Here is a 19064-nt window from a genome sequence, read left to right as displayed (position 1 = left end):
TCGAAATGCTTAAACTTAATCAAGAAACAACCCATCTTGAAAACGTAATCATTTTTACATATTTTCAAACTTGAGGTGTATTTGCATTTATGAATAAAGTTTTTAGAAAAATAGAAAGCCTGGAGCTTGTCAGCTCCAGGTTTCCATTTATAAAGAAGCCCTATAAATAGCCATAACATCCTCTTTATTCAGTTTTGCAAAATTGCCGAATTCTCCATTGATAACCGCTTTATCCGCCATCACTTCAATGCTTGATTCATCAATATTGTAATCAGCTAACGTCGCAGGTGCTCCAATGCTGTTCCAGAAATCTCTTAGTTTTGCAATTCCCTCAAGCGCTGCCTCTTCATCTGATTTCCCTTCTGGATCTACGCCAAATACACGAACAGCTAGCTTTTTAAAGCGTTCTGGCTTTACATGCAAATTATGCTTCATCCAATTAGGGAAAAGGATAGCAAGACCGCCCCCGTGCGGTATATCATGAACAGCTGAAACAGCATGCTCAATATTATGAGTAGCCCAGTCACCGCGGTAGCCCATAGATAACATTCCATTTAAAGCCATTGTTCCGCAGTATAAAATGGTCGCTCGATGCTCATAATTTTCTAAATCCTGAAGCAGCTTCGGCGCTGTTTCCATAACCGTTAATAATAATGATTCACACATACGATCCTGGAACTCTGTGTGCTCTGTTAAGTGGAAATAATGCTCGAATACATGTGACATCATATCAACAATTCCATAGATGGTTTGATCCTTTGGAACACTGTATGTATGAACTGGATCTAAAATTGAAAACTTCGGAAATACAGCTGGACTGCCCCATCCATATTTTTCATTAGTTTCCCAGTTTGTAATAACAGAACCCGCATTCATTTCCGAGCCAGTTGCCGCTAATGTCAAAACAGTACCAAATGGCAGTGCGTCTTGAGCGAAAGCTTTTTTAATAACTAAATCCCAAGCATCTCCATCGTATTTAGCACCAGCAGCGATTAGTTTCGTGCAATCGATGACACTTCCTCCGCCTACTGCAAGCAATAAATCAATATTTTCCTGCTTGCATATGTCTACACCCTTGCGGACGGTGGAAATACGGGGATTAGGTTCAACTCCCGATAATTCAAAAACACTGCATTCCAATTCATTCAATAGGTTCATAACTTGATCGTACAGACCATTGCGTTTGATGCTCCCGCCGCCATATACCACTAAAACTCTTTTTCCATATTGCGGAACTTCTGTTTTAAGCTGTTGAAGCTCCCCTTTTCCAAATATTAATTTAGTTGGATTCCAAAATGTAAATTGATCCATTGATATCAACTCCTCTATTGTTTATTATCATGCAAACTGAGTTGTTAATGCAAAAACTATGATCTCTTTTTTATTTTAATTTGATTGCATAATATCGAATATGGAGCAAAAACTACAGAATGTAAAACCTATAAGGAGGTTACATCATGAGTACAATTCAACGTATTGCACTAGTTCTTACCATTATCGGTGCCATCAACTGGGGACTAATCGGTTTCTTTCAATTTGACCTTGTGGCTGCCATTTTCGGAGGACAAAATGCTGCTCTTTCCAGAATCATCTATGGATTAGTTGGTATTGCAGGATTAATCAATTTAGGATTGCTCTTTAAACCGAGTGAAGAAGCTGAGAGAGCTCCTGTTACAGATTCAAACAATAGATAATAAAATTGAGATAGGGGGAGGCGATTAACCTCCATTTATCCCTCTCACACCACCGTACGTACGGTTCCGTATACGGCGGTTCCGATTAAGTCGAACGCTGTAAGTCATATCTAGCAGAAATACTTTTTAACCCAAGGGAAAGCCAGTAGGCTTTCCCTAATGTTTTATGAAGAATTGGACTTTTGGATATCCTCCAATAAGCCTTTCTTGTATTTCCCCATTCATATGCTTTCCCTTTCGAAACACCTAGTTTAATAAGTTTCTTGACCTTCGTTTGGGGAAGTTTCCATTCCTTCCATCGAATCATTCTTAACCTTCGATTAAGCCATCCTTCGAGTTTTGCGATTACTGAACGGGTATCTGCTAAATGATAATAATTAACCCATCCCACTAGATATTGGTTAAGGTTATGAATCCTATCTTCCATGGCAATTGACCTTCGTCTGCTTGTAAGCTTTCTTATTTTATCTTTAAACCGTTTAACTGATTGGGGAGATATTCTCACCTTCGGTTTTAGATTACTTGTAAAACTGAACCCAAGAAATTTCCTTTTCCAAGGGCGGTCTACAGCACTTTTATCCTTGTTAACCTTCAGTTTAAGATTCCTCTCGATAAAATGGGTCATTGCCTTCATAACTCTTTCTCCAGCTCTTTTAGATTTCACATAGATATTACAATCATCGGCGTAGCGGACAAAGCGATGTCCTCTGCGCTCCAGTTCTTTATCCAGTTCATCCAACACAATATTCGAAAGTAAAGGGCTTAAAGGTCCACCTTGCGGTGTCCCCTCAAGGTTAGGACTGACAAGTCCGCCTTCCATAACACCAGAGGTTAAGAACCGTCTTATTAGTTTGAGGAGAGTACTATCCTTTATCCTCATGGCTAATTTACTCATTAATCTATCGTGGTTAACCTTGTCAAAGAACTTTTCAAGGTCAATGTCGACTACCCATCGATAACCCTCTTCTATATAGCTTTGGGCTAATTTAACAGCCTGGTGCGCTCGCCTGTTAGGGCGAAAGCCGAAGCTACATTCAGAGAAACTAGGGTCATACATTCTGGTAAGCACTTGGGTGATTGCTTGTTGAATGAAACGGTCTGTCACGGTTGGGATTCCCAGTTTCCTCTTCCCTTTGCCGTCTGGTTTCGGGATTTCGACTCGACGGACGGGGGATGGGATATAGGTTCCCTCGAAGAGGGATTTTCGCAGTTCGCTCCAGTTGAGCATAATATGTCCACGAAGAGCAGTGACGGGCATTTCGTCCACTCCATGTTTTCCCTTATTCTTTTCTACTCTTTTAATCGCATTAAGTAGGTTTTCCCGTGACATGATTCGTTCCATTAACATTGATATAACCTCCCGCGTAAATAGGTGTTCTGTTTGTGTCCTTTTCATTCTCCACCCTGTTTAATGACCCCCGCGGATTCACCGTTTCTTTCATTAAACAGGTACTATGTTTTCTGTTTCATCGAATGGAAAGATACGCCTAGTTCCTATTTTCCATAACCGGTTCAGCCCTTCCTTATCCTCTTAAGCGAATAAGTACTATGGCTTCTGCTGACGCCTGTCGTTCAACTTATCCTCACGGATAGGCTTACCGCATGAGTACGGCATATCGACAGGTTCTCCCCGGGTAAGAGTACAGACTTTCCTTCCATGTCTCCGCCTCATTTACTATGTGACACCTTTGGCAGTATGGACTTTGTCTTGTATTGCAGACTCACCCAATGTCATCTAGCCTCATATGAGATTCGTGTTCCTCAGAGCGGAAGTTTGCCGCCGACTTCCTTCAGATAGGAGGGTCACCCCGCATATCCTTGTCTTAAGCTACGGCTACTACTGCCTTCGCCGTTCGGGACTCGCACCCTAGAGCCTGCACCCATGCCGGGCACACAATAAAAATCCTTGCCATTGCCGGCAAGGATTTTTATTATGAAAGGACCTTTTTCACCTTTTCAATCGCCCAGTCCAAATCTTCTTTACTGATAATGAGAGGCGGAGCGAAACGGATGACTGTATCATGTGTTTCTTTACAAAGCAATCCTTCTTGTTTCAGCTGTTCGCAAAACGGGCGGGCTGCTTCGGTTAACTCAACACCAATAAACAAACCTCGTCCTCTTACTTCTTTAATAATTGGGTTATTAATTTCAGTCAGCTTTTGCATAAAGTACTCGCCAAGCTCAAGAGACCGTTCAGCAAGCTTTTCATTTTTCAAAACATCAATAGAAGCTATGGACACTGCACATGCCATCGGATTACCACCAAAAGTGGAGCCATGTGATCCTGGATTAAACACTCCCAGAACCTCTTTGCCTGCGGTTACACAAGAGATTGGGAATACTCCGCCCCCCAATGCTTTCCCCAGAATATACATATCCGGTTGAATATCTTCCCACTCACATGCAAGCATTTTTCCTGTTCTGGCTAAGCCTGCCTGAATCTCATCGGCAATGAATAAAACATTCTTCTCTTTACAAAGATCGTATGCTTTTTTCATAAAGCCTTCTGGAGGGATAATGATCCCAGCTTCACCTTGGATTGGTTCGATTAAAAAAGCTGCCGTATTTTCTGTTATAGCTTCCTGTAACGCCTCGAGATCACCATATGGAACTAATTTAATCCCTGGCAGCATTGGTCCGAATCCTCGCTTATACTCCTCTTCTGAAGAAAGAGAAACCGCTGTCATTGTACGTCCATGAAAATTCCCGACACAGGCAATTATTTCAGCTTGGTTTTCTGCCACACCTTTGACATCATATGCCCAGCGACGTGCAGCCTTCACGGCTGTCTCAACCGCTTCCGCCCCCGTATTCATCGGTAAAGCCATATCCATGCCTGTTAATTCGCAAATCATTTCATACCAAGGGCCAAGCTGGTCATTATGGAATGCTCTTGAAGTAAGTGTAACTCGGTCTGCCTGCTCTTTTAGGGCCTGAATGATCTTTGGATGGCGATGCCCTTGGTTGACAGCAGAGTAAGCGCTTAACATATCCATATATTTATTTCCTTCTGGATCCTCTACCCATACACCTTCTGCTTTTGCTATGACAATCGGAAGGGGATGATAATTATGTGCACCATATTTTTCAGTTTGTTCAATAAGTGTTTTCGATTTCGTCGTCTCTTTACTCAAGCTCATTCCTCCCATTCAAAATTCTACTTTCTATTTTAACGTTTATTGTCCCGCCTTAAAACTAAATAGAGCGATTTTTTTGAAAAGAAAAGAAAAATCTTTTAAATGAGCTGCACGGCTGGACTGTTTTATAGATCTATTCCTTAAACAATTGAGATAGGGGGAGGCGATTAACCTCCATTTATCCCTCTCACACCACCGTACGTACGGTTCCGTATACGGCGGTTCCGATTAAGTCGAACGCAGTAAGTCATATCTAGCAGAAATACTTTTTAACCCAAGGGAAAGCCAGTAGGCTTTCCCTAATGTTTTATGAAGAATTGGACTTTTGGATATCCTCCAATAAGCCTTTCTTGTATTTCCCCATTCATATGCTTTCCCTTTCGAAACACCTAGTTTAATAAGTTTCTTGACCTTCGTTTGGGGAAGTTTCCATTCCTTCCATCGAATCATTCTTAACCTTCGATTAAGCCATCCTTCGAGTTTTGCGATTACTGAACGGGTATCTGCTAAATGATAATAATTAACCCATCCCACTAGATATTGGTTAAGGTTATGAATCCTATCTTCCATGGCAATTGACCTTCGTCTGCTTGTAAGCTTTCTTATTTTATCTTTAAACCGTTTAACTGATTGGGGAGATATTCTCACCTTCGGTTTTAGATTACTTGTAAAACTGAACCCAAGAAATTTCCTTTTCCAAGGGCGGTCTACAGCACTTTTATCCTTGTTAACCTTCAGTTTAAGATTCCTCTCGATAAAATGGGTCATTGCCTTCATAACTCTTTCTCCAGCTCTTTTAGATTTCACATAGATATTACAATCATCGGCGTAGCGGACAAAGCGATGTCCTCTGCGCTCCAGTTCTTTATCCAGTTCATCCAACACAATATTCGAAAGTAAAGGGCTTAAAGGTCCACCTTGCGGTGTCCCCTCAAGGTTAGGACTGACAAGTCCGCCTTCCATAACACCAGAGGTTAAGAACCGTCTTATTAGTTTGAGGAGAGTACTATCCTTTATCCTCATGGCTAATTTACTCATTAATCTATCGTGGTTAACCTTGTCAAAGAACTTTTCAAGGTCAATGTCGACTACCCATCGATAACCCTCTTCTATATAGCTTTGGGCTAATTTAACAGCCTGGTGCGCTCGCCTGTTAGGGCGAAAGCCGAAGCTACATTCAGAGAAACTAGGGTCATACATTCTGGTAAGCACTTGGGTGATTGCTTGTTGAATGAAACGGTCTGTCACGGTTGGGATTCCCAGTTTCCTCTTCCCTTTGCCGTCTGGTTTCGGGATTTCGACTCGACGGACGGGGGATGGGATATAGGTTCCCTCGAAGAGGGATTTTCGCAGTTCGCTCCAGTTGAGCATAATATGTCCACGAAGAGCAGTGACGGGCATTTCGTCCACTCCATGTTTTCCCTTATTCTTTTCTACTCTTTTAATCGCATTAAGTAGGTTTTCCCGTGACATGATTCGTTCCATTAACATTGATATAACCTCCCGCGTAAATAGGTGTTCTGTTTGTGTCCTTTTCATTCTCCACCCTGTTTAATGACCCCCGCGGATTCACCGTTTCTTTCATTAAACAGGTACTATGTTTTCTGTTTCATCGAATGGAAAGATACGCCTAGTTCCTATTTTCCATAACCGGTTCAGCCCTTCCTTATCCTCTTAAGCGAATAAGTACTATGGCTTCTGCTGACGCCTGTCGTTCAACTTATCCTCACGGATAGGCTTACCGCATGAGTACGGCATATCGACAGGTTCTCCCCGGGTAAGAGTACAGACTTTCCTTCCATGTCTCCGCCTCATTTACTCTGTGACACCTTTGGCAGTATGGACTTTGTCTTGTATTGCAGACTCACCCAATGTCATCTAGCCTCATATGAGATTCGTGTTCCTCAGAGCGGAAGTTTGCCGCCGACTTCCTTCAGATAGGAGGGTCACCCCGCATATCCTTGTCTTAAGCTACGACTACTACTGCCTTCGCCGTTCGGGACTCGCACCCTAGAGCCTGCACCCATGCCGGGCACACAACAAAAAAAGCCAGGCATTTGCCTGACTTTACTCTATATTACTTTTTAATTAGATCATCACGTTCAGACTGGTCAATCCACTCTTGAAGTTTATCTTTTAAAGTGTTAAATCCTTGAGCTGATTCATCTTCAAACTTAATTGGTGCCGCTTGGCGCTTGCGTGGCTTCTTTGGTTTGCTTTCCGCTTGCGCAGGTGCTTCTTCTGTTGCACGAATAGAAAGACCAATTTTTCCAGCTTGCTCGTCGATAGATAAAACTTTTACGTTTACCTCATCACCAACTTTTAAATGTTCGTTGATATCTTTTACAAATCCGTGTGTAACCTCTGAAATATGCACAAGACCTTGTGTATTTTCATCTAAAGCCACAAATGCTCCATATGGCTGAATACCTGTTACTTTCCCTGTAATTACACTTCCAACTTCAACTTTCTCTGACATGAAAACACTCCTAATTGATTAAATTTATACGTTAATTATTCGCAATAAATAATTATAACATAAGGTGATGCACATTACAAAAATAAGCAAAGAATACGTTTTATTGCAAACGGAAACAATTTTTACAAGCGAACTGGATTTAATCACCCTAATGCGTGTTAAAATAAAGATAGTAGAATAAAAAAAGAGGTGGGAACATTGTCTTATTTAAGTGAAAATTTAAAGCTTGCACGGCAAAGAGCAAAGTTATCACAATCTGAATTAGCTATGAAAATCAGAGTTGGTACTGCAACAATCGAGAAGTATGAAAAAGGTGAACAAATACCGGATACCAATACCGTTTTAAAAATCTCCACAGTACTGGATATTCCCGCATCAGAGCTGCTGGAGCAGGAACTTCATACAGAAAATAATGGCATTGACAAAGAAATTGAACAGCTGGTTCAGGAGATCGGACTAAAAAAGGCTAAGCTAATCCTCCGAAAAGCGAAGGAATTTCGGGAAGAAGATTTCCTTCGAGTGATGCAAATGCTCTATGAAGTTAAATATGAATCTCAATAAAGAAGTATAAAGGCATGCAGAATTGGACATGATAGTTTTATAAGCTTTCTAGTATTCCCCCCTTTTTGAAGTGACAATCTAATTTTAGATTGTCCTTTTTTTGTTCAGATTCTCCTCTGATAAAAAGGTGATTTTTTCTTTTTTTATGTGTAAAAGGTTGGCATAACGGCAAAATAAACATAGTAAACTTTGACATGTAAAAGGAGGAGCACTGTGAAAAGCAAGTTCTATTCTGGCATCGAAAATATTAACGGCAATGAGTTTTATTACGAATATTTTAAGCATCCATCAGCAAGTCCTACGATTATTATGCTGCATGGCTTCCTCTCCTCAGCATTCAGTTTTCGCAAGCTTATTCCACATTTGCAGGAAGAATATAATATCTTAGCAGTCGATATTCCTCCTTTCGGAAAGAGCGGAAAGTCAAAGCGATTTCTTTATTCTTATCAAAACATGGCAAGTTCGATATTTGAACTTACTGATCGCCTGCAGATTTCCAATATGATACTGGCCGGACACTCTATGGGCGGACAAATTGTCATGAATATGCTTCTGCAGCGGCCTGCAGCAGCTAGCAGTGCACTGCTCCTATGCAGTTCTGCTTATCTGCCCAAATCACATCAATCTTTAGTCTATACAAGCTATATTCCTTTTTTTCACCTGTATGTTAAACGCCATCTTGCAAAATCTGGACTAGAAAAAAACTTAAAGAATGTCGTTTATAATCAGGCAATGATTGATGAAGATATGAGAAAAGGATATATGTCTCCTTTCCTTAATAACTCCATTTTCCAAGGTTTAACACGAATGATACGCCACCGGGAAGGTGATTTAACGGAAGAGGATATAAAACGAATTCATACACCATGCCTGCTTATTTGGGGTGAGCATGACCGTGTAGTTCCTCTTTCAAAAGGAAAGAGACTGCACAAAAATTTGCCTAATTCAAAATTGATCATTTTAAAAGAGACAGGCCATCTCGTTCCTGAAGAGAGGCCAGAAGAAATTGTAGCAGAAATGAAAGGATTTTTACCTGCTGTGAGCGTGTAAAGCTTTGAGAAACCTCATAGCTGTATAATAAAAAATACGGCATGCCAGCAGGCGTGCCGTATTTTTTATATGCTGCATGAACTATCATTTTTAATAGAAAGCAATTGTACAGCCATTGTATAACAATGCTTTAGAGGAAGCACTTCTTCAAAGGAAAACTCAAAGATTGCTTGTATTTTCCTTGAAAGCTGCTCAGCATCGTTCAGATCTTGTACAGCCTGCAGGATATCCGCAATTTCCGTATCATAGCTTCCAGACCCGATCTGAAAGGGATCCCAGCTGTTTAACGTATCAACAAGCCTTAGATTCATTTCTTGACTTTGCAATCTGCTCACCTTTTATTTTCATTTTTAGTCTTCATATCTTATCATAGAAAGGGAAAAGTGCAAATCTAAAAAAGGCGGTGCTAAAATGACGAATTATGATTTTCACACACCAATTAATCGCGAGCAGACGAATTCGGTTAAATGGGGATTAAGAAAAGATCTATTTGGTTCAGATGAAGTTTTGCCAATGTGGGTGGCTGACATGGAATTTATGCCCCCAAATGAAGTTATAGAGGCACTTGAAAAGAGAGTTCAGCATAAAATCTATGGATATACATATGCATCAGCCTCAACCACTAATGCGATTACGGAGTGGCAAAAAAAGCGCCATAACTGGGAAGTATCAAAAAATGCGGTATTATTTAGCCTTGGTGTTGTCCCTTCAATTGCTGCAGCTATTCTGGCGTTTACCGAAAAAGGCGATAAAGTTATGCTTCAATCTCCCGTATACACTCCATTTTTCAGCATGATTGAAGGAAATGAAAGAGTAGTTGTCAATTCACCTCTGATATTAAAAGATGATCAATATGAGATTGATTTTGTTGACTTTGAAGAGAGGCTTAAAGAGGGGGTAAAACTGTTTCTTTTATGTAACCCTCATAATCCCGGCGGCCGTGTGTGGACAAAAGATGAGCTAAAAAAGATTGGCGATCTATGCTGCCAATATAATTGTTATATTCTTTCAGACGAAATTCACGCAGATTTAGTTTATACTCCACATCAACATCTTCCGATTGCTTCATTGGACCAGCGTTTTAAAGAAATAACCATCACTTGTATTGCACCGACAAAAACATTTAATTTAGCAGGTCTGCAGGCTTCAGCCGTCTTAATTGAAAATGAACAGCTGCGAAAACGGTTTAGTGATCTTCAAGCAAAACAAGGGTTCTTCACATTATCAACTTTTGGATTAACAGGTATGGAAGCAGCCTATCGCTTTGGAGATACATGGCTAAATGAATTGTTGCATTACCTAGAAGAAAATCGAAGAATATCCATTCAATTTATCGAGGAAAACCTTCCTGAGATAAAAGCAATAGAGCCGGAAGGAACTTATTTGTTATGGCTTGATTGCCGTAAGCTTGAACTGCCAGATGATGAAATACAGGAGCGTCTGTTAAAAAAAGGAAAGGTAGCTCTTGAACCTGGCAATAAATACGGACCAGGCGGCGAAGGGTTTGTACGTTTAAATTTTGCCTGCTCTCAAACGGTCTTGCTGGACGGACTAAATCGAGTTAAACACGCCTTCTCTTAAATATCTTTTTTAATGATTGACCTAACCTAAAGTAAACCCAAGAAGGACTAATGGCCTCTTGGGTTTATTGTTCATTTACTCTTCTTTTCCTGTATCATCTTGTGCACTTTTCGTGTTTTTTTCATCTTTATCCTTTGATATTCTGCCGCAGGCAATTCTTTCTCCTGAATCCCCAGAAGGCTGGGTCATTCCATCATCTATTCCCTCATCGATGACAATCGTTGTTCCGTCTTTTGTAAAAAGGGAGGTTTTATCCTCTTTTAATGATACTTGCGGCGCCATTAGTTCTGCCTTTACTTTCCCATCATCTTCTACAATAATATTCGGTAGATCACCTGCGTGCGCTCCTTTTGGATGAAGCAAGCCATGCTCTTTATCATCCGGATTAAAATGGTTGCCTGCGGACTTAAAGTCAGGCGGTTCACATTCACCTTTTTCATGAATATGCAGGGCATGCTCTCCTGGAGGCAAGCCTTCTAAATCAAGCTCCAGTTTCACGCCTTGTGTTTGCTGACCAAGCTTGATTGTCCCCAGCGAATCGCCTACCGCATTATGCATTTCAACATCTACGTTCGTTATGTTTTCTTCGCCGCATCCTGCTAAAATTAAGACAGCCAGTGCCGCAACTAGTTTTTTCACTGTAGAATACCCCCAAGCACTATGTTTTCCATATAAGCTAACTATTAACCATTTGTGAAAAGGACATGCTATATTGTTTCCTATTTGCATGCTGAATATCCGTCACCAGCATCGGTGTTAAACGACTGCAGACCTCTCAATAAACATAAAAAAGAGAACAGTTTTAACTGTTCTCTTTTTGCTGACTTGCCATCTGGCGGTTTATACGCTCTTCTAATTCTTTTGTTTTTTCGCCTTCACGTTTTGAAACATGTATAATAAATTTCATTGTTAACGCAGCGGCTATGAGGAAAATAATGCACCAAATTGCTGCAGGTATATATTCTGTCTTATCTTCTGGAAAATACAAAAATAAAGAAAATATGAACCATTGAGCCATTAACATCCATCCTTTCTGCAACTGTCATGGTCAATGCCTAATTATAACAGATTTCTCAATAAAAAGCTGTCTAGAGTGAAAGGTTACTATGCGCAATTGAACAGTCATTTTGGACCTAGAGCACTATTCAATAACAGTTATCTTTTCGATCACAATATCTTCAAGCGGTTTATCATTTTCCGCTTCAGCAGCCGCAATTTCATCTACTATGTCCATGCCTTCTATAACTTGTCCAAATACAGTGTGCTTACCATCCAGCCATGGTGTTCCACCTGCTTCGTAGGCTGTCACAGCTTCATCAGGATATTCTGCATCCTGCATTTGTTTTGTGAGACTCGGATCAAGGTTTTTATTTTGAACTATAAAGAATTGGCTGCCATTAGTATTGGCACCAGAGTTGGCCATAGCTAAAGCTCCTCTAAAATGAAAAAGATCGCTGGAAAACTCATCTTCAAATGGTTCTCCAAAAATACTTTCACCGCCCATTCCCGTTCCTTGTGGATCACCAGTTTGAATCATAAAATCTTGTATGACACGGTGAAATATAATTCCTTCATAATAACCGTCTTTACTATGTGTAATAAAGTTTTCAACTGCTTTTGGAGCCTGCTCAGGAAATAGCTTCATTTTAATGACTCCTAATGAGGTTGTCATCTCCACGAGCTTTTCATTATTGCTGACTTCTTCACTCAGCTGAGGCAAACTTGATTGGACAGCTTCAGTTTCATTGGATTCAGAAGAGTCAGTTCCATTGGATTCAGAAGAGTCAGTTCCATTGGATTCAGAAGGTTCAGCCGAATCCTCCGTATTTGTTCCACAAGCTGTCAGTACCAGGAGCAGAATAGTCAATACTGCCAATAAACGTTTTTTCATCATTAGTCCTCCATTCGATATGTATATGGAAATTATAATTTGATTTTGCACTTTAGACAAACCATAATAGTAATGAAAGGAGGGTATAAAAAAATGGCAGAATTTCAAATCGGCGACAAGGTGACAGGAATTTATAAAACAGGTAAATATATTGGGGAGATTACAGACATCCGCCCTATGCATTACGTGATGCGTGTGCTAGCTGTGGCCAAACACCCAATGCAGGGAGATTTACATAACCCTAAACAAGCAGATGTGATGATATTTCATGAGAGAAAAGCATTATCATTCCGGGAGCAAACCAATATCCCAAAACAAATGGTCCGAGCGTACGAAGGCGAAATCCCTTCGTATACAGACTCACTTAAAGAGGTTTTGGATCAAATGAAAGAAGACCTTTTGAAAACGGATAACGAATGGGCACAAAAAAGCCTGGATAATATCCGTATATTAGAGGGTACTTACTTTAAAGATTAAAACTGCTGCACTGACTGCGGCAGTTTTTTTACATTTTACCCCTTATTGTATAAGTCCCTAGCAGCTCTATTTTAACTAGGCGAATTTATTAAAGAGCTCCGCCAAATCTACTCGATCCCCGATTGTAGTAGGCTCATGTTTTTGTAAATATTGTTTGTCCTTCTCGACAAGCTTAAAGATCTTATAGGTTGTTAATGCATCATCCAATGCCCGGTGATGCAAACCAACACCATCTTTGCCGTATTCTTGAACAGCCTTCCATAAACCAGTTTGATTTTTGTCACCAAAAAAGCGCTTATACTCCATTGACAGGTCTACCTCTTTCCCTGAAAAAGGAAAATGCAGCCCTGCCTTTTCACAGTTAGAACGCAGAACCTTCATATCAGTATTTCCCCAGGTTACAATGGTATATGAATGTTCTCCCGTCATTTCCTTAAGCTTTTGAACAAGTTCTGAAAAAGCAATCCCATCATCAACCTGCTGCTGCGAGATGTTTAGAAAGGATTTACACCGTTTCGATAATTTCGGATATTGGATTGGTGTTACATAAGAGGAGAATTCTTCGAAGATTTGATTATTGATGACTGATACGACACCCACTTCAATGATTTCCGGATAAAATCCTTTATATTGTTTGCCTTTATCAGGCATTGTAAATTCAAAATCAATAAATAAATGCTGCCTAACTTCCATCTGAATCACCTGCCCCGGCTACTTTCTTCCATTATATCATGAGAGAATTCCATTTACTGCTGAAAAACGCAATTTTTCGTTAATTGTAAGTTAACGGATCAGAATACCCTAAGATACTTTTAATTGCCGGTGCCTTTAGCTTTAATTCCAATTTATACTATCTCAAAGCACAAAAAAGAACGAGATCTCTCTCGTCCTTTTTAAGAAGCTTTTTTAATTCGCACATATTCCCTTGATTGAAAGGCTTCAATCTTTTGGTTCTCCAAAGGAGCCTGCATGATATTCTCAACTGATTCCACTGGCATCATTTCAACTATTTCGTCAGCTTCACCAGGAATATAAAATTCTCGTTTTCCATTTTCGTTAACGAGCCATGCTCCGGAAAACAGTACGACAAAAATGGATACTGCAGCAATAATTTTTGCCCTCAACCATAACACCACCCTATTTATAAGTGTGGGAATAAGAGCGGATTTTTATTCAAAGGAGATTATTTCAAAATATTTTTTTATATTTTTTTCCGTGTTTCTACATATTTAATAAGAAAGATAGAAACCCACTTATATAAAGGTTTTAGAGCATGCATGCAACAAAATTTTAGGTTATAATTTGGTTTGATATGCTTTTTGGAACAGGTGTAAGGTCGTATTTTTTATTTTTTGGGTAAATAAATAAACATAACTTTGTACATAAGGTGTGGATACTATGTACAGGCACCCCCTGAAATACATACTTATATCCATTCTAAAAGAAGTGGGACTGCAGTTTTCATATGCCCCATGCTTCAAAAATCTTTTAGAAAAAATAAAAAAGGCTGCTATAACAGCTCGCCGATTATTACATTCTTAGAACAATAAAGGAGGTCTTGTTTTGTCTCTGCTTCATTTGGCTATTATTTCACCATTCCTTCTGGCGGTGCTCGTACCTATTCTGTACAAGCTCTTTAAGAAGGTTCATACAGGCTGGTTTATCCTGCCATTGCCGCTTGTATTGTTTGTTTATTTTGTCTCTTTTGTTTCAGCCACTTCAACTTCACAGCCGATCATCGAATCGTTTACATGGATTGAAGCATTAGGGATTGAGTTTACTGCTAAGATTGATGGACTTGGTTTGCTTTTTGCCCTGCTTATTACGGGGATTGGAACCTTAGTCATTCTTTACTCCATTTATTATTTATCGAAGGATAAAGAAAAGTTAAATACATTCTATGTGTATTTGCTTCTTTTTATGGGGGCTATGCTTGGAGTTGTCCTATCGGATAACTTAATTGTTCTATACGCTTTTTGGGAATTAACAAGCTTTTCTTCTTTTCTGCTAATTGGATATTGGTATGATCGTGAGAAGTCTCGTTATGGTGCTCAAAAGTCGATGCTGATTACCGTTTTTGGCGGTCTATCCATGCTTGGAGGCATTATCCTCTTATACATAATGACTGGAACCTTTAGCATATCTGAAATTATTGCACAATCAGATGTGATCTTTACACATCCGTTGTTTGTTCCTGCCTTGCTTTGTATTTTGCTTGGCGCCTTTACAAAATCAGCTCAATTTCCGTTTCACATCTGGCTGCCAGACGCAATGGAGGCACCAACGCCTGTCAGTGCATATCTCCATTCAGCCACAATGGTAAAAGCAGGTATCTACCTCGTTGCGAGAATGAGCCCTGTATTTGCTGACCATGCGCTTTGGCTATGGCTCATCGCTGGTTTTGGAATCGTTACCTTGTTCTGGGGATCTTTTTCTGCTGTGAAACAAACAGATCTAAAGGCAATCCTTGCGTTTTCAACGATCAGTCAGCTTGGTATGATCATGTCATTGCTGGGAATAGGTGCTGCTGCACTGCATTTTGATGGCATTGATGACAAATACCATACAATTGCTACAACTGCCGCAGTCTTTCACTTAATCAATCATGCGACCTTCAAAGGAAGTTTGTTTATGGTTGTCGGGATTGTCGATCATGAAACAGGAACACGTGATATACGGAGACTTGGCGGTTTAATGCAGCTGATGCCTATTACATTCACATTAGCGATTATTGGCTCATTTTCTATGGCCGGTCTTCCGCCATTTAATGGATTCCTGAGTAAGGAAATGTTCTTTACTGCGATGACCCATATTATAGATTTCAATGTATTCCAATTAGATACATGGGGTATTCTGTTCCCTGTCATTGCTTGGATTGCTAGTGTATTCACATTTATTTACAGCATGATCCTTGTTTTCAAAACGTTCACAGGCAAACTTCAGCCTGAAAAACTGGAGAAAAAACCTCACGAAGCACCGATTGGCATGTTAATTTCACCAATCATCCTTGCTTCTTTAGTGATAATTATTGGCTTTTTCCCAAATATTTTATCAGTCAATATTATTGAACCTGCACTATCAGCGATTATGCCTGAATTTTTATTCGAAGTTCATATCTCTTTCTGGCATGGCTTTAATTTGGAGTTATGGATGACCATAGGCGTTATCGTATTAGGAACATTGCTTTACCTCTCTTTAGCGAAATGGAGAAAAATTTATGGTCTATTCCCTGAGAAACTTGCACTAAATAAGGCTTATGATCAAGGGCTGCTATTTGCACAAAACGGCTCTTTTAAAATGACAAAAATGTATATGAATGGTTCAATCCGAAGCTATCTTATTTATATTTTTGCATTTTTCATCGCCATTTTATCGTCTGTTTTGTTCTCGCAAAATGCCTTTAAGATTGATCTCGAACATGCAGCAGATGTACGTTATTACGAAGTACTGCTGGTTGCCGTTATTGTGATTGCATCAGTGGCCATTTTATTCGTTAAATCAAGACTGACATCCGTTATTCTGCTTGGTACAGTTGGTTATACGGTTGCATTGTTTTTCGTTAACTTCCGGGCACCGGACTTGGCGTTGACACAATTGGTTATCGAAACGATATCCGTTTCCTTGTTCCTTCTATGTTTTTACCACTTGCCAAAGAAACGGAATGAGGAACGAATGGCTTTTAAAGCAACCAATTTAGTCATCTCTATTGGTGTGGGAGCAGTTGTAACACTAATTGCACTATCAGCGCATAGTACAAAACTGTTTGAATCCATTTCACAATATTATGTGGAGAATACTTATACCGAAGCGGCTGGGAAAAACATGGTAAACGTTATTCTTGTTGACTTCCGCGGATTTGATACGTTATTTGAAATTGTGGTGCTTGCCATTGCATCTATTGGAATCTACGCCATGATAAAACTTAGAATGAAAGGGGCGAAATAGCATGAAAACGAATGATCTTATCCTTCAGACAGCAACCAAAATCGTGCTGTTTATTATCGTCCTTTTCTCGATCTATATCTTTTTTGCCGGTCACTATACTCCGGGAGGCGGCTTTGTCGGCGGATTGCTTACAGCAGGAGCCATTATCCTGCTTCTGCTTGCCTTTGACATGAAAACAGTCGCTAAGATCCTGCCGATTAATTATATGACCATGACAGCGGTTGGGCTTTTGTTCGCAATCGGAACAGCCGCTGGCGCTTTATTGTTTAATGTTCCATTTTTAACACATGCTTTTGGTGATGTTCACCTGCCTATTTTAGGTGAAATGGCCCTGCATACGGCTACTATATTTGACTTAGGTGTATTTCTGGTAGTAGTAGGTGTAACTATGACCATTATTCAAACGATTGGAGGAGATGAATAATGGAAATACTAATGGCTTTTGTTATCGGGATTTTATTTATGTGTGCTACCTATTTAATACTCTCAAAAAGCTTGCTGCGAATTATCATCGGTACTGGACTTTTAAGTCACGGCGCTCACCTTTTATTATTAACAATGGGAGGTCTTAAAAAAGGAGCTGCACCGCTTCTTGGCGAAGAAGCCCCTTCTTATACAGATCCCCTTCCGCAGGCACTTATTCTAACAGCAATCGTTATTAGTTTTGGTGTAACTGCCTTTTTCCTTGTGCTAGCTTATCGCGCATACAAGGAGCTTGGGACAGATAATATGGAGAAACTGAGAGGAACTGAAGGAAATGATTAACTTTTTATTACTGCCGATTCTGATTCCGCTTATTACTGGGGTCCTTCTCATGTTTATCAATAAACATGTTATGCTGCAAAGGTGGGTTGCAAGTATTTCAGCATTTGTAACAGTGATCATTGCGGCTATGCTCGCTCATAAAGTACATACAGAAGGCATTCAAACACTTAATTTATCAAACTGGGATGCTCCATTCGGCATCACACTCGTTTCAGATATGCTATCTGCTTTGCTTGTGCTAACAACGAGTATTATCTCTTTTGCTTGTATCATCTTCTCTTTTCGGGGGATTGGACAAGAGCGTGAAAAGTTTAACTATTATGCTTCGATGAGCTTTTTGATTGTAGGAGTCAATGGAGCATTTACTACAGGGGATATTTTCAATCTCTTTGTATTTTTTGAAGTCATGCTGATGTCTTCTTATGTGTTAATTGTTCTGGGAGGCACAAAGATTCAGCTGCGCGAATCAATCAAATATCTCTTAGTGAACGTGATCTCTTCTGCTTTATTTGTCATTGCGGTAGGTTACTTATATTCTGTAACCGGCACCTTAAACATGGCTCACTTATCTGAACGGATCGCTTCCATTAGTGCAGATGGGCAGCTTGGGATCATAACAGTAATTGGTGTTTTATTTATGATTGTGTTTGGCTTAAAAGGAGCCGTTTTTCCGCTATTTTTCTGGCTTCCAGGTTCCTATTATGCGCCTCCAGCTCCGGTAATGGCTATTTTCGGGGCATTGCTGACAAAGGTTGGAGTTTATTCCATCACGAGAACATACTCACTTTTATTTTATCATGAAGGCGGGACGATTCAGACCCTTTTAGGTGTAATGGCAGTACTCTCAATCATCCTCGGAGTCATTGGAGCTATTGCTTATTGGGATATAAAGAAGATTATCATTTACAATATTATTACAGCAGTAGGGGTTATACTTGCTGGTGTTGCCTCCATGAATGAGGACGCATTAGCAGGTTCTGTCTTTTACATTATTCATGACATGATCGTCAAGGCTGCTCTCTTCCTGCTGGTTGGCATTATGATTGCTATTACAGGAACAAGCAATCTTAAGCAAATAAGCGGTTTAATTAAAAATTATCCTGGGCTTGCCTGGACATTCTTCATTGCTTCACTGGCATTAGCAGGCATTCCGCCGCTAAGCGGATTTGTCGGAAAACTGCTTTTGATAAAAGGAGTTTTTGATGCTGAACATTATTGGACTGGCGCTATTGTCCTAATGTCTAGCTTGTTCGTCTTATTCTCAGTCATGAAGATTTTTATTAACGGATTTTGGGGAAAACCTCTTACATACAAAGGTGAGGAAAAAGCTCCTGTGCGCCAGCTGATGGCAGCGCCAGTGATCTTAGTCATATTAGCTGTTGTTTATGGAGTTGGTGCAGATTTTGTTTTCCCATACATTTCACAGGCCGCCAATATACTAGTGAACCCTGATCTTTATATTGACGCTGTTCTAAAGGAGTGAT

The 19064-nt window shown here is 40.0% G+C and carries 20 protein-coding genes; 9 read left to right on the top strand and 11 right to left on the bottom strand.

What is annotated here, in order from left to right:
• Nucleotides 1–147 precede the first annotated feature (147 nt).
• Nucleotides 148–1311 carry an iron-containing alcohol dehydrogenase gene (locus A6754_RS05235; RefSeq protein WP_066442843.1) on the bottom strand — a complete coding sequence of 388 codons (1164 nt, stop codon included), beginning with the start codon at nt 1309–1311 and terminating at the stop codon, nt 148–150.
• 146 nt (nt 1312–1457) lie between these two features.
• On the opposite strand from A6754_RS05235, the gene A6754_RS05230 reads away from it, so the two are divergent.
• Nucleotides 1458–1694 (top strand): DUF378 domain-containing protein, encoded by a 237-nt coding sequence (locus A6754_RS05230; RefSeq protein ID WP_066442842.1) that lies wholly within the window; start codon nt 1458–1460, stop codon nt 1692–1694.
• Between the two features lie 85 nt (nt 1695–1779).
• Here the strand turns inward: A6754_RS05230 and ltrA (A6754_RS05225) are convergent, their stop codons facing one another.
• From ltrA (A6754_RS05225) to yugI, 4 genes are all read right to left on the bottom strand, one after another.
• Complete coding sequence (ltrA, locus tag A6754_RS05225; protein ID WP_066441994.1) at nt 1780–3042, bottom strand: group II intron reverse transcriptase/maturase; 1263 nt, start codon at nt 3040–3042, stop codon at nt 1780–1782.
• 583 nt (nt 3043–3625) lie between these two features.
• On the bottom strand, nt 3626–4828 hold the full coding sequence (locus A6754_RS05220; RefSeq protein ID WP_371806956.1) for an ornithine--oxo-acid transaminase: 1203 nt from the start codon (nt 4826–4828) through the stop codon (nt 3626–3628).
• Between the two features lie 231 nt (nt 4829–5059).
• Nucleotides 5060–6322, bottom strand: a complete 1263-nt coding sequence (ltrA, locus tag A6754_RS05215) for a group II intron reverse transcriptase/maturase (protein ID WP_066442417.1) — start codon at nt 6320–6322, stop codon at nt 5060–5062.
• Nucleotides 6323–6908: 586 nt separating this feature from the next.
• Nucleotides 6909–7310: a S1 domain-containing post-transcriptional regulator GSP13 gene (gene yugI / locus A6754_RS05210; RefSeq protein WP_066442841.1), complete on the bottom strand. Its 402-nt coding sequence runs from the start codon at nt 7308–7310 to the stop codon at nt 6909–6911.
• Nucleotides 7311–7508: 198 nt separating this feature from the next.
• On the opposite strand from yugI, the gene A6754_RS05205 reads away from it, so the two are divergent.
• Nucleotides 7509–7871, top strand: a complete 363-nt coding sequence (locus A6754_RS05205) for a helix-turn-helix domain-containing protein (protein WP_066442840.1) — start codon at nt 7509–7511, stop codon at nt 7869–7871.
• Nucleotides 7872–8084: 213 nt separating this feature from the next.
• Nucleotides 8085–8921, top strand: coding sequence for an alpha/beta fold hydrolase (locus A6754_RS05200; RefSeq protein ID WP_066442839.1), 837 nt, complete (start codon nt 8085–8087; stop codon nt 8919–8921).
• A gap of 65 nt (nt 8922–8986) precedes the next feature.
• Here A6754_RS05200 and A6754_RS05195 read toward each other — a convergent pair whose 3' ends face one another.
• Complete coding sequence (locus tag A6754_RS05195; RefSeq protein ID WP_306806915.1) at nt 8987–9256, bottom strand: DUF1871 family protein; 270 nt, start codon at nt 9254–9256, stop codon at nt 8987–8989.
• A 76-nt stretch (nt 9257–9332) separates the two neighbouring features.
• Here A6754_RS05195 and A6754_RS05190 point away from each other — a divergent pair, with 76 nt between their 5' ends.
• Nucleotides 9333–10502 carry a MalY/PatB family protein gene (locus A6754_RS05190; protein ID WP_066442837.1) on the top strand — a complete coding sequence of 390 codons (1170 nt, stop codon included), beginning with the start codon at nt 9333–9335 and terminating at the stop codon, nt 10500–10502.
• Between the two features lie 75 nt (nt 10503–10577).
• Here A6754_RS05190 and A6754_RS05185 read toward each other — a convergent pair whose 3' ends face one another.
• The 3 genes from A6754_RS05185 to A6754_RS05175 form a co-directional block, all read right to left on the bottom strand.
• A complete protein-coding gene (locus tag A6754_RS05185; protein WP_066442836.1) occupies nt 10578–11141 on the bottom strand; it encodes a superoxide dismutase family protein in 564 nt (187 codons plus the stop codon).
• Between the two features lie 163 nt (nt 11142–11304).
• Nucleotides 11305–11520, bottom strand: coding sequence for a hypothetical protein (locus A6754_RS05180; RefSeq protein ID WP_066442835.1), 216 nt, complete (start codon nt 11518–11520; stop codon nt 11305–11307).
• 123 nt (nt 11521–11643) lie between these two features.
• Entirely contained in the window at nt 11644–12393 is a 750-nt protein-coding gene (locus A6754_RS05175) for a peptidylprolyl isomerase (protein ID WP_066442834.1), read from the bottom strand.
• 93 nt (nt 12394–12486) lie between these two features.
• Between A6754_RS05175 and kapB the strand changes: the two genes are divergently transcribed.
• Entirely contained in the window at nt 12487–12870 is a 384-nt protein-coding gene (gene kapB / locus A6754_RS05170) for a kinase-associated lipoprotein KapB (RefSeq protein ID WP_066442833.1), read from the top strand.
• A 75-nt stretch (nt 12871–12945) separates the two neighbouring features.
• Here the strand turns inward: kapB and kapD are convergent, their stop codons facing one another.
• Both kapD and A6754_RS05160 read right to left on the bottom strand, forming a co-directional pair.
• The gene (gene kapD / locus A6754_RS05165; RefSeq protein WP_066442832.1) at nt 12946–13563 is read right to left on the bottom strand and encodes a 3'-5' exonuclease KapD; all 618 of its coding nucleotides are present in this window, start codon (nt 13561–13563) and stop codon (nt 12946–12948) included.
• Nucleotides 13564–13763: 200 nt separating this feature from the next.
• Nucleotides 13764–13994, bottom strand: coding sequence for a hypothetical protein (locus tag A6754_RS05160; RefSeq protein WP_066442831.1), 231 nt, complete (start codon nt 13992–13994; stop codon nt 13764–13766).
• Nucleotides 13995–14433: 439 nt separating this feature from the next.
• Between A6754_RS05160 and A6754_RS05155 the strand changes: the two genes are divergently transcribed.
• From A6754_RS05155 to A6754_RS05140, 4 genes are read left to right on the top strand one after another with little or no spacing between them, the layout of a single operon-like run.
• Nucleotides 14434–16815, top strand: coding sequence for a Na+/H+ antiporter subunit A (locus tag A6754_RS05155; RefSeq protein ID WP_066442830.1), 2382 nt, complete (start codon nt 14434–14436; stop codon nt 16813–16815).
• A 1-nt stretch (nt 16816) separates the two neighbouring features.
• Entirely contained in the window at nt 16817–17239 is a 423-nt protein-coding gene (locus A6754_RS05150; protein ID WP_066442829.1) for a Na(+)/H(+) antiporter subunit B, read from the top strand.
• Nucleotides 17239–17580 carry a Na(+)/H(+) antiporter subunit C gene (locus A6754_RS05145; protein WP_066442828.1) on the top strand — a complete coding sequence of 114 codons (342 nt, stop codon included), beginning with the start codon at nt 17239–17241 and terminating at the stop codon, nt 17578–17580. Before A6754_RS05150 ends, A6754_RS05145 begins: the two co-directional genes overlap by 1 nt.
• Nucleotides 17573–19063: a Na+/H+ antiporter subunit D gene (locus A6754_RS05140; protein WP_066442827.1), complete on the top strand. Its 1491-nt coding sequence runs from the start codon at nt 17573–17575 to the stop codon at nt 19061–19063. Before A6754_RS05145 ends, A6754_RS05140 begins: the two co-directional genes overlap by 8 nt.
• Nucleotide 19064: the final 1 nt, after the last annotated feature.

Origin of the sequence: Cytobacillus gottheilii (assembly GCF_001636345.1) — a bacterium.
Lineage (GTDB): Bacteria > Bacillota > Bacilli > Bacillales > Cytobacillaceae > Cytobacillus > Cytobacillus gottheilii.
Note: the sequence above shows the minus strand (reverse complement) of the source record. Positions and strands in the feature narration are given on the sequence as shown.

What these genes read in the sequence shown, in the direction of transcription:
- A6754_RS05235 (WP_066442843.1), bottom strand. Translation starts at nt 1,311, where the DNA reads ATGGATCAATTTACATTTTGGAATCCAACTAAATTAATATTTGGAAAA.
- A6754_RS05230 (WP_066442842.1), top strand. Translation starts at nt 1,458, where the DNA reads ATGAGTACAATTCAACGTATTGCACTAGTTCTTACCATTATCGGTGCC.
- ltrA (WP_066441994.1), bottom strand. Translation starts at nt 3,042, where the DNA reads ATGTTAATGGAACGAATCATGTCACGGGAAAACCTACTTAATGCGATT.
- ltrA (WP_066442417.1), bottom strand. Translation starts at nt 6,322, where the DNA reads ATGTTAATGGAACGAATCATGTCACGGGAAAACCTACTTAATGCGATT.
- yugI (WP_066442841.1), bottom strand. Translation starts at nt 7,310, where the DNA reads ATGTCAGAGAAAGTTGAAGTTGGAAGTGTAATTACAGGGAAAGTAACA.
- A6754_RS05190 (WP_066442837.1), top strand. Translation starts at nt 9,333, where the DNA reads ATGACGAATTATGATTTTCACACACCAATTAATCGCGAGCAGACGAAT.
- A6754_RS05180 (WP_066442835.1), bottom strand. Translation starts at nt 11,520, where the DNA reads ATGGCTCAATGGTTCATATTTTCTTTATTTTTGTATTTTCCAGAAGAT.
- A6754_RS05175 (WP_066442834.1), bottom strand. Translation starts at nt 12,393, where the DNA reads ATGAAAAAACGTTTATTGGCAGTATTGACTATTCTGCTCCTGGTACTG.
- kapB (WP_066442833.1), top strand. Translation starts at nt 12,487, where the DNA reads ATGGCAGAATTTCAAATCGGCGACAAGGTGACAGGAATTTATAAAACA.
- kapD (WP_066442832.1), bottom strand. Translation starts at nt 13,563, where the DNA reads ATGGAAGTTAGGCAGCATTTATTTATTGATTTTGAATTTACAATGCCT.
- A6754_RS05150 (WP_066442829.1), top strand. Translation starts at nt 16,817, where the DNA reads ATGAAAACGAATGATCTTATCCTTCAGACAGCAACCAAAATCGTGCTG.
- A6754_RS05145 (WP_066442828.1), top strand. Translation starts at nt 17,239, where the DNA reads ATGGAAATACTAATGGCTTTTGTTATCGGGATTTTATTTATGTGTGCT.
- A6754_RS05140 (WP_066442827.1), top strand. Translation starts at nt 17,573, where the DNA reads ATGATTAACTTTTTATTACTGCCGATTCTGATTCCGCTTATTACTGGG.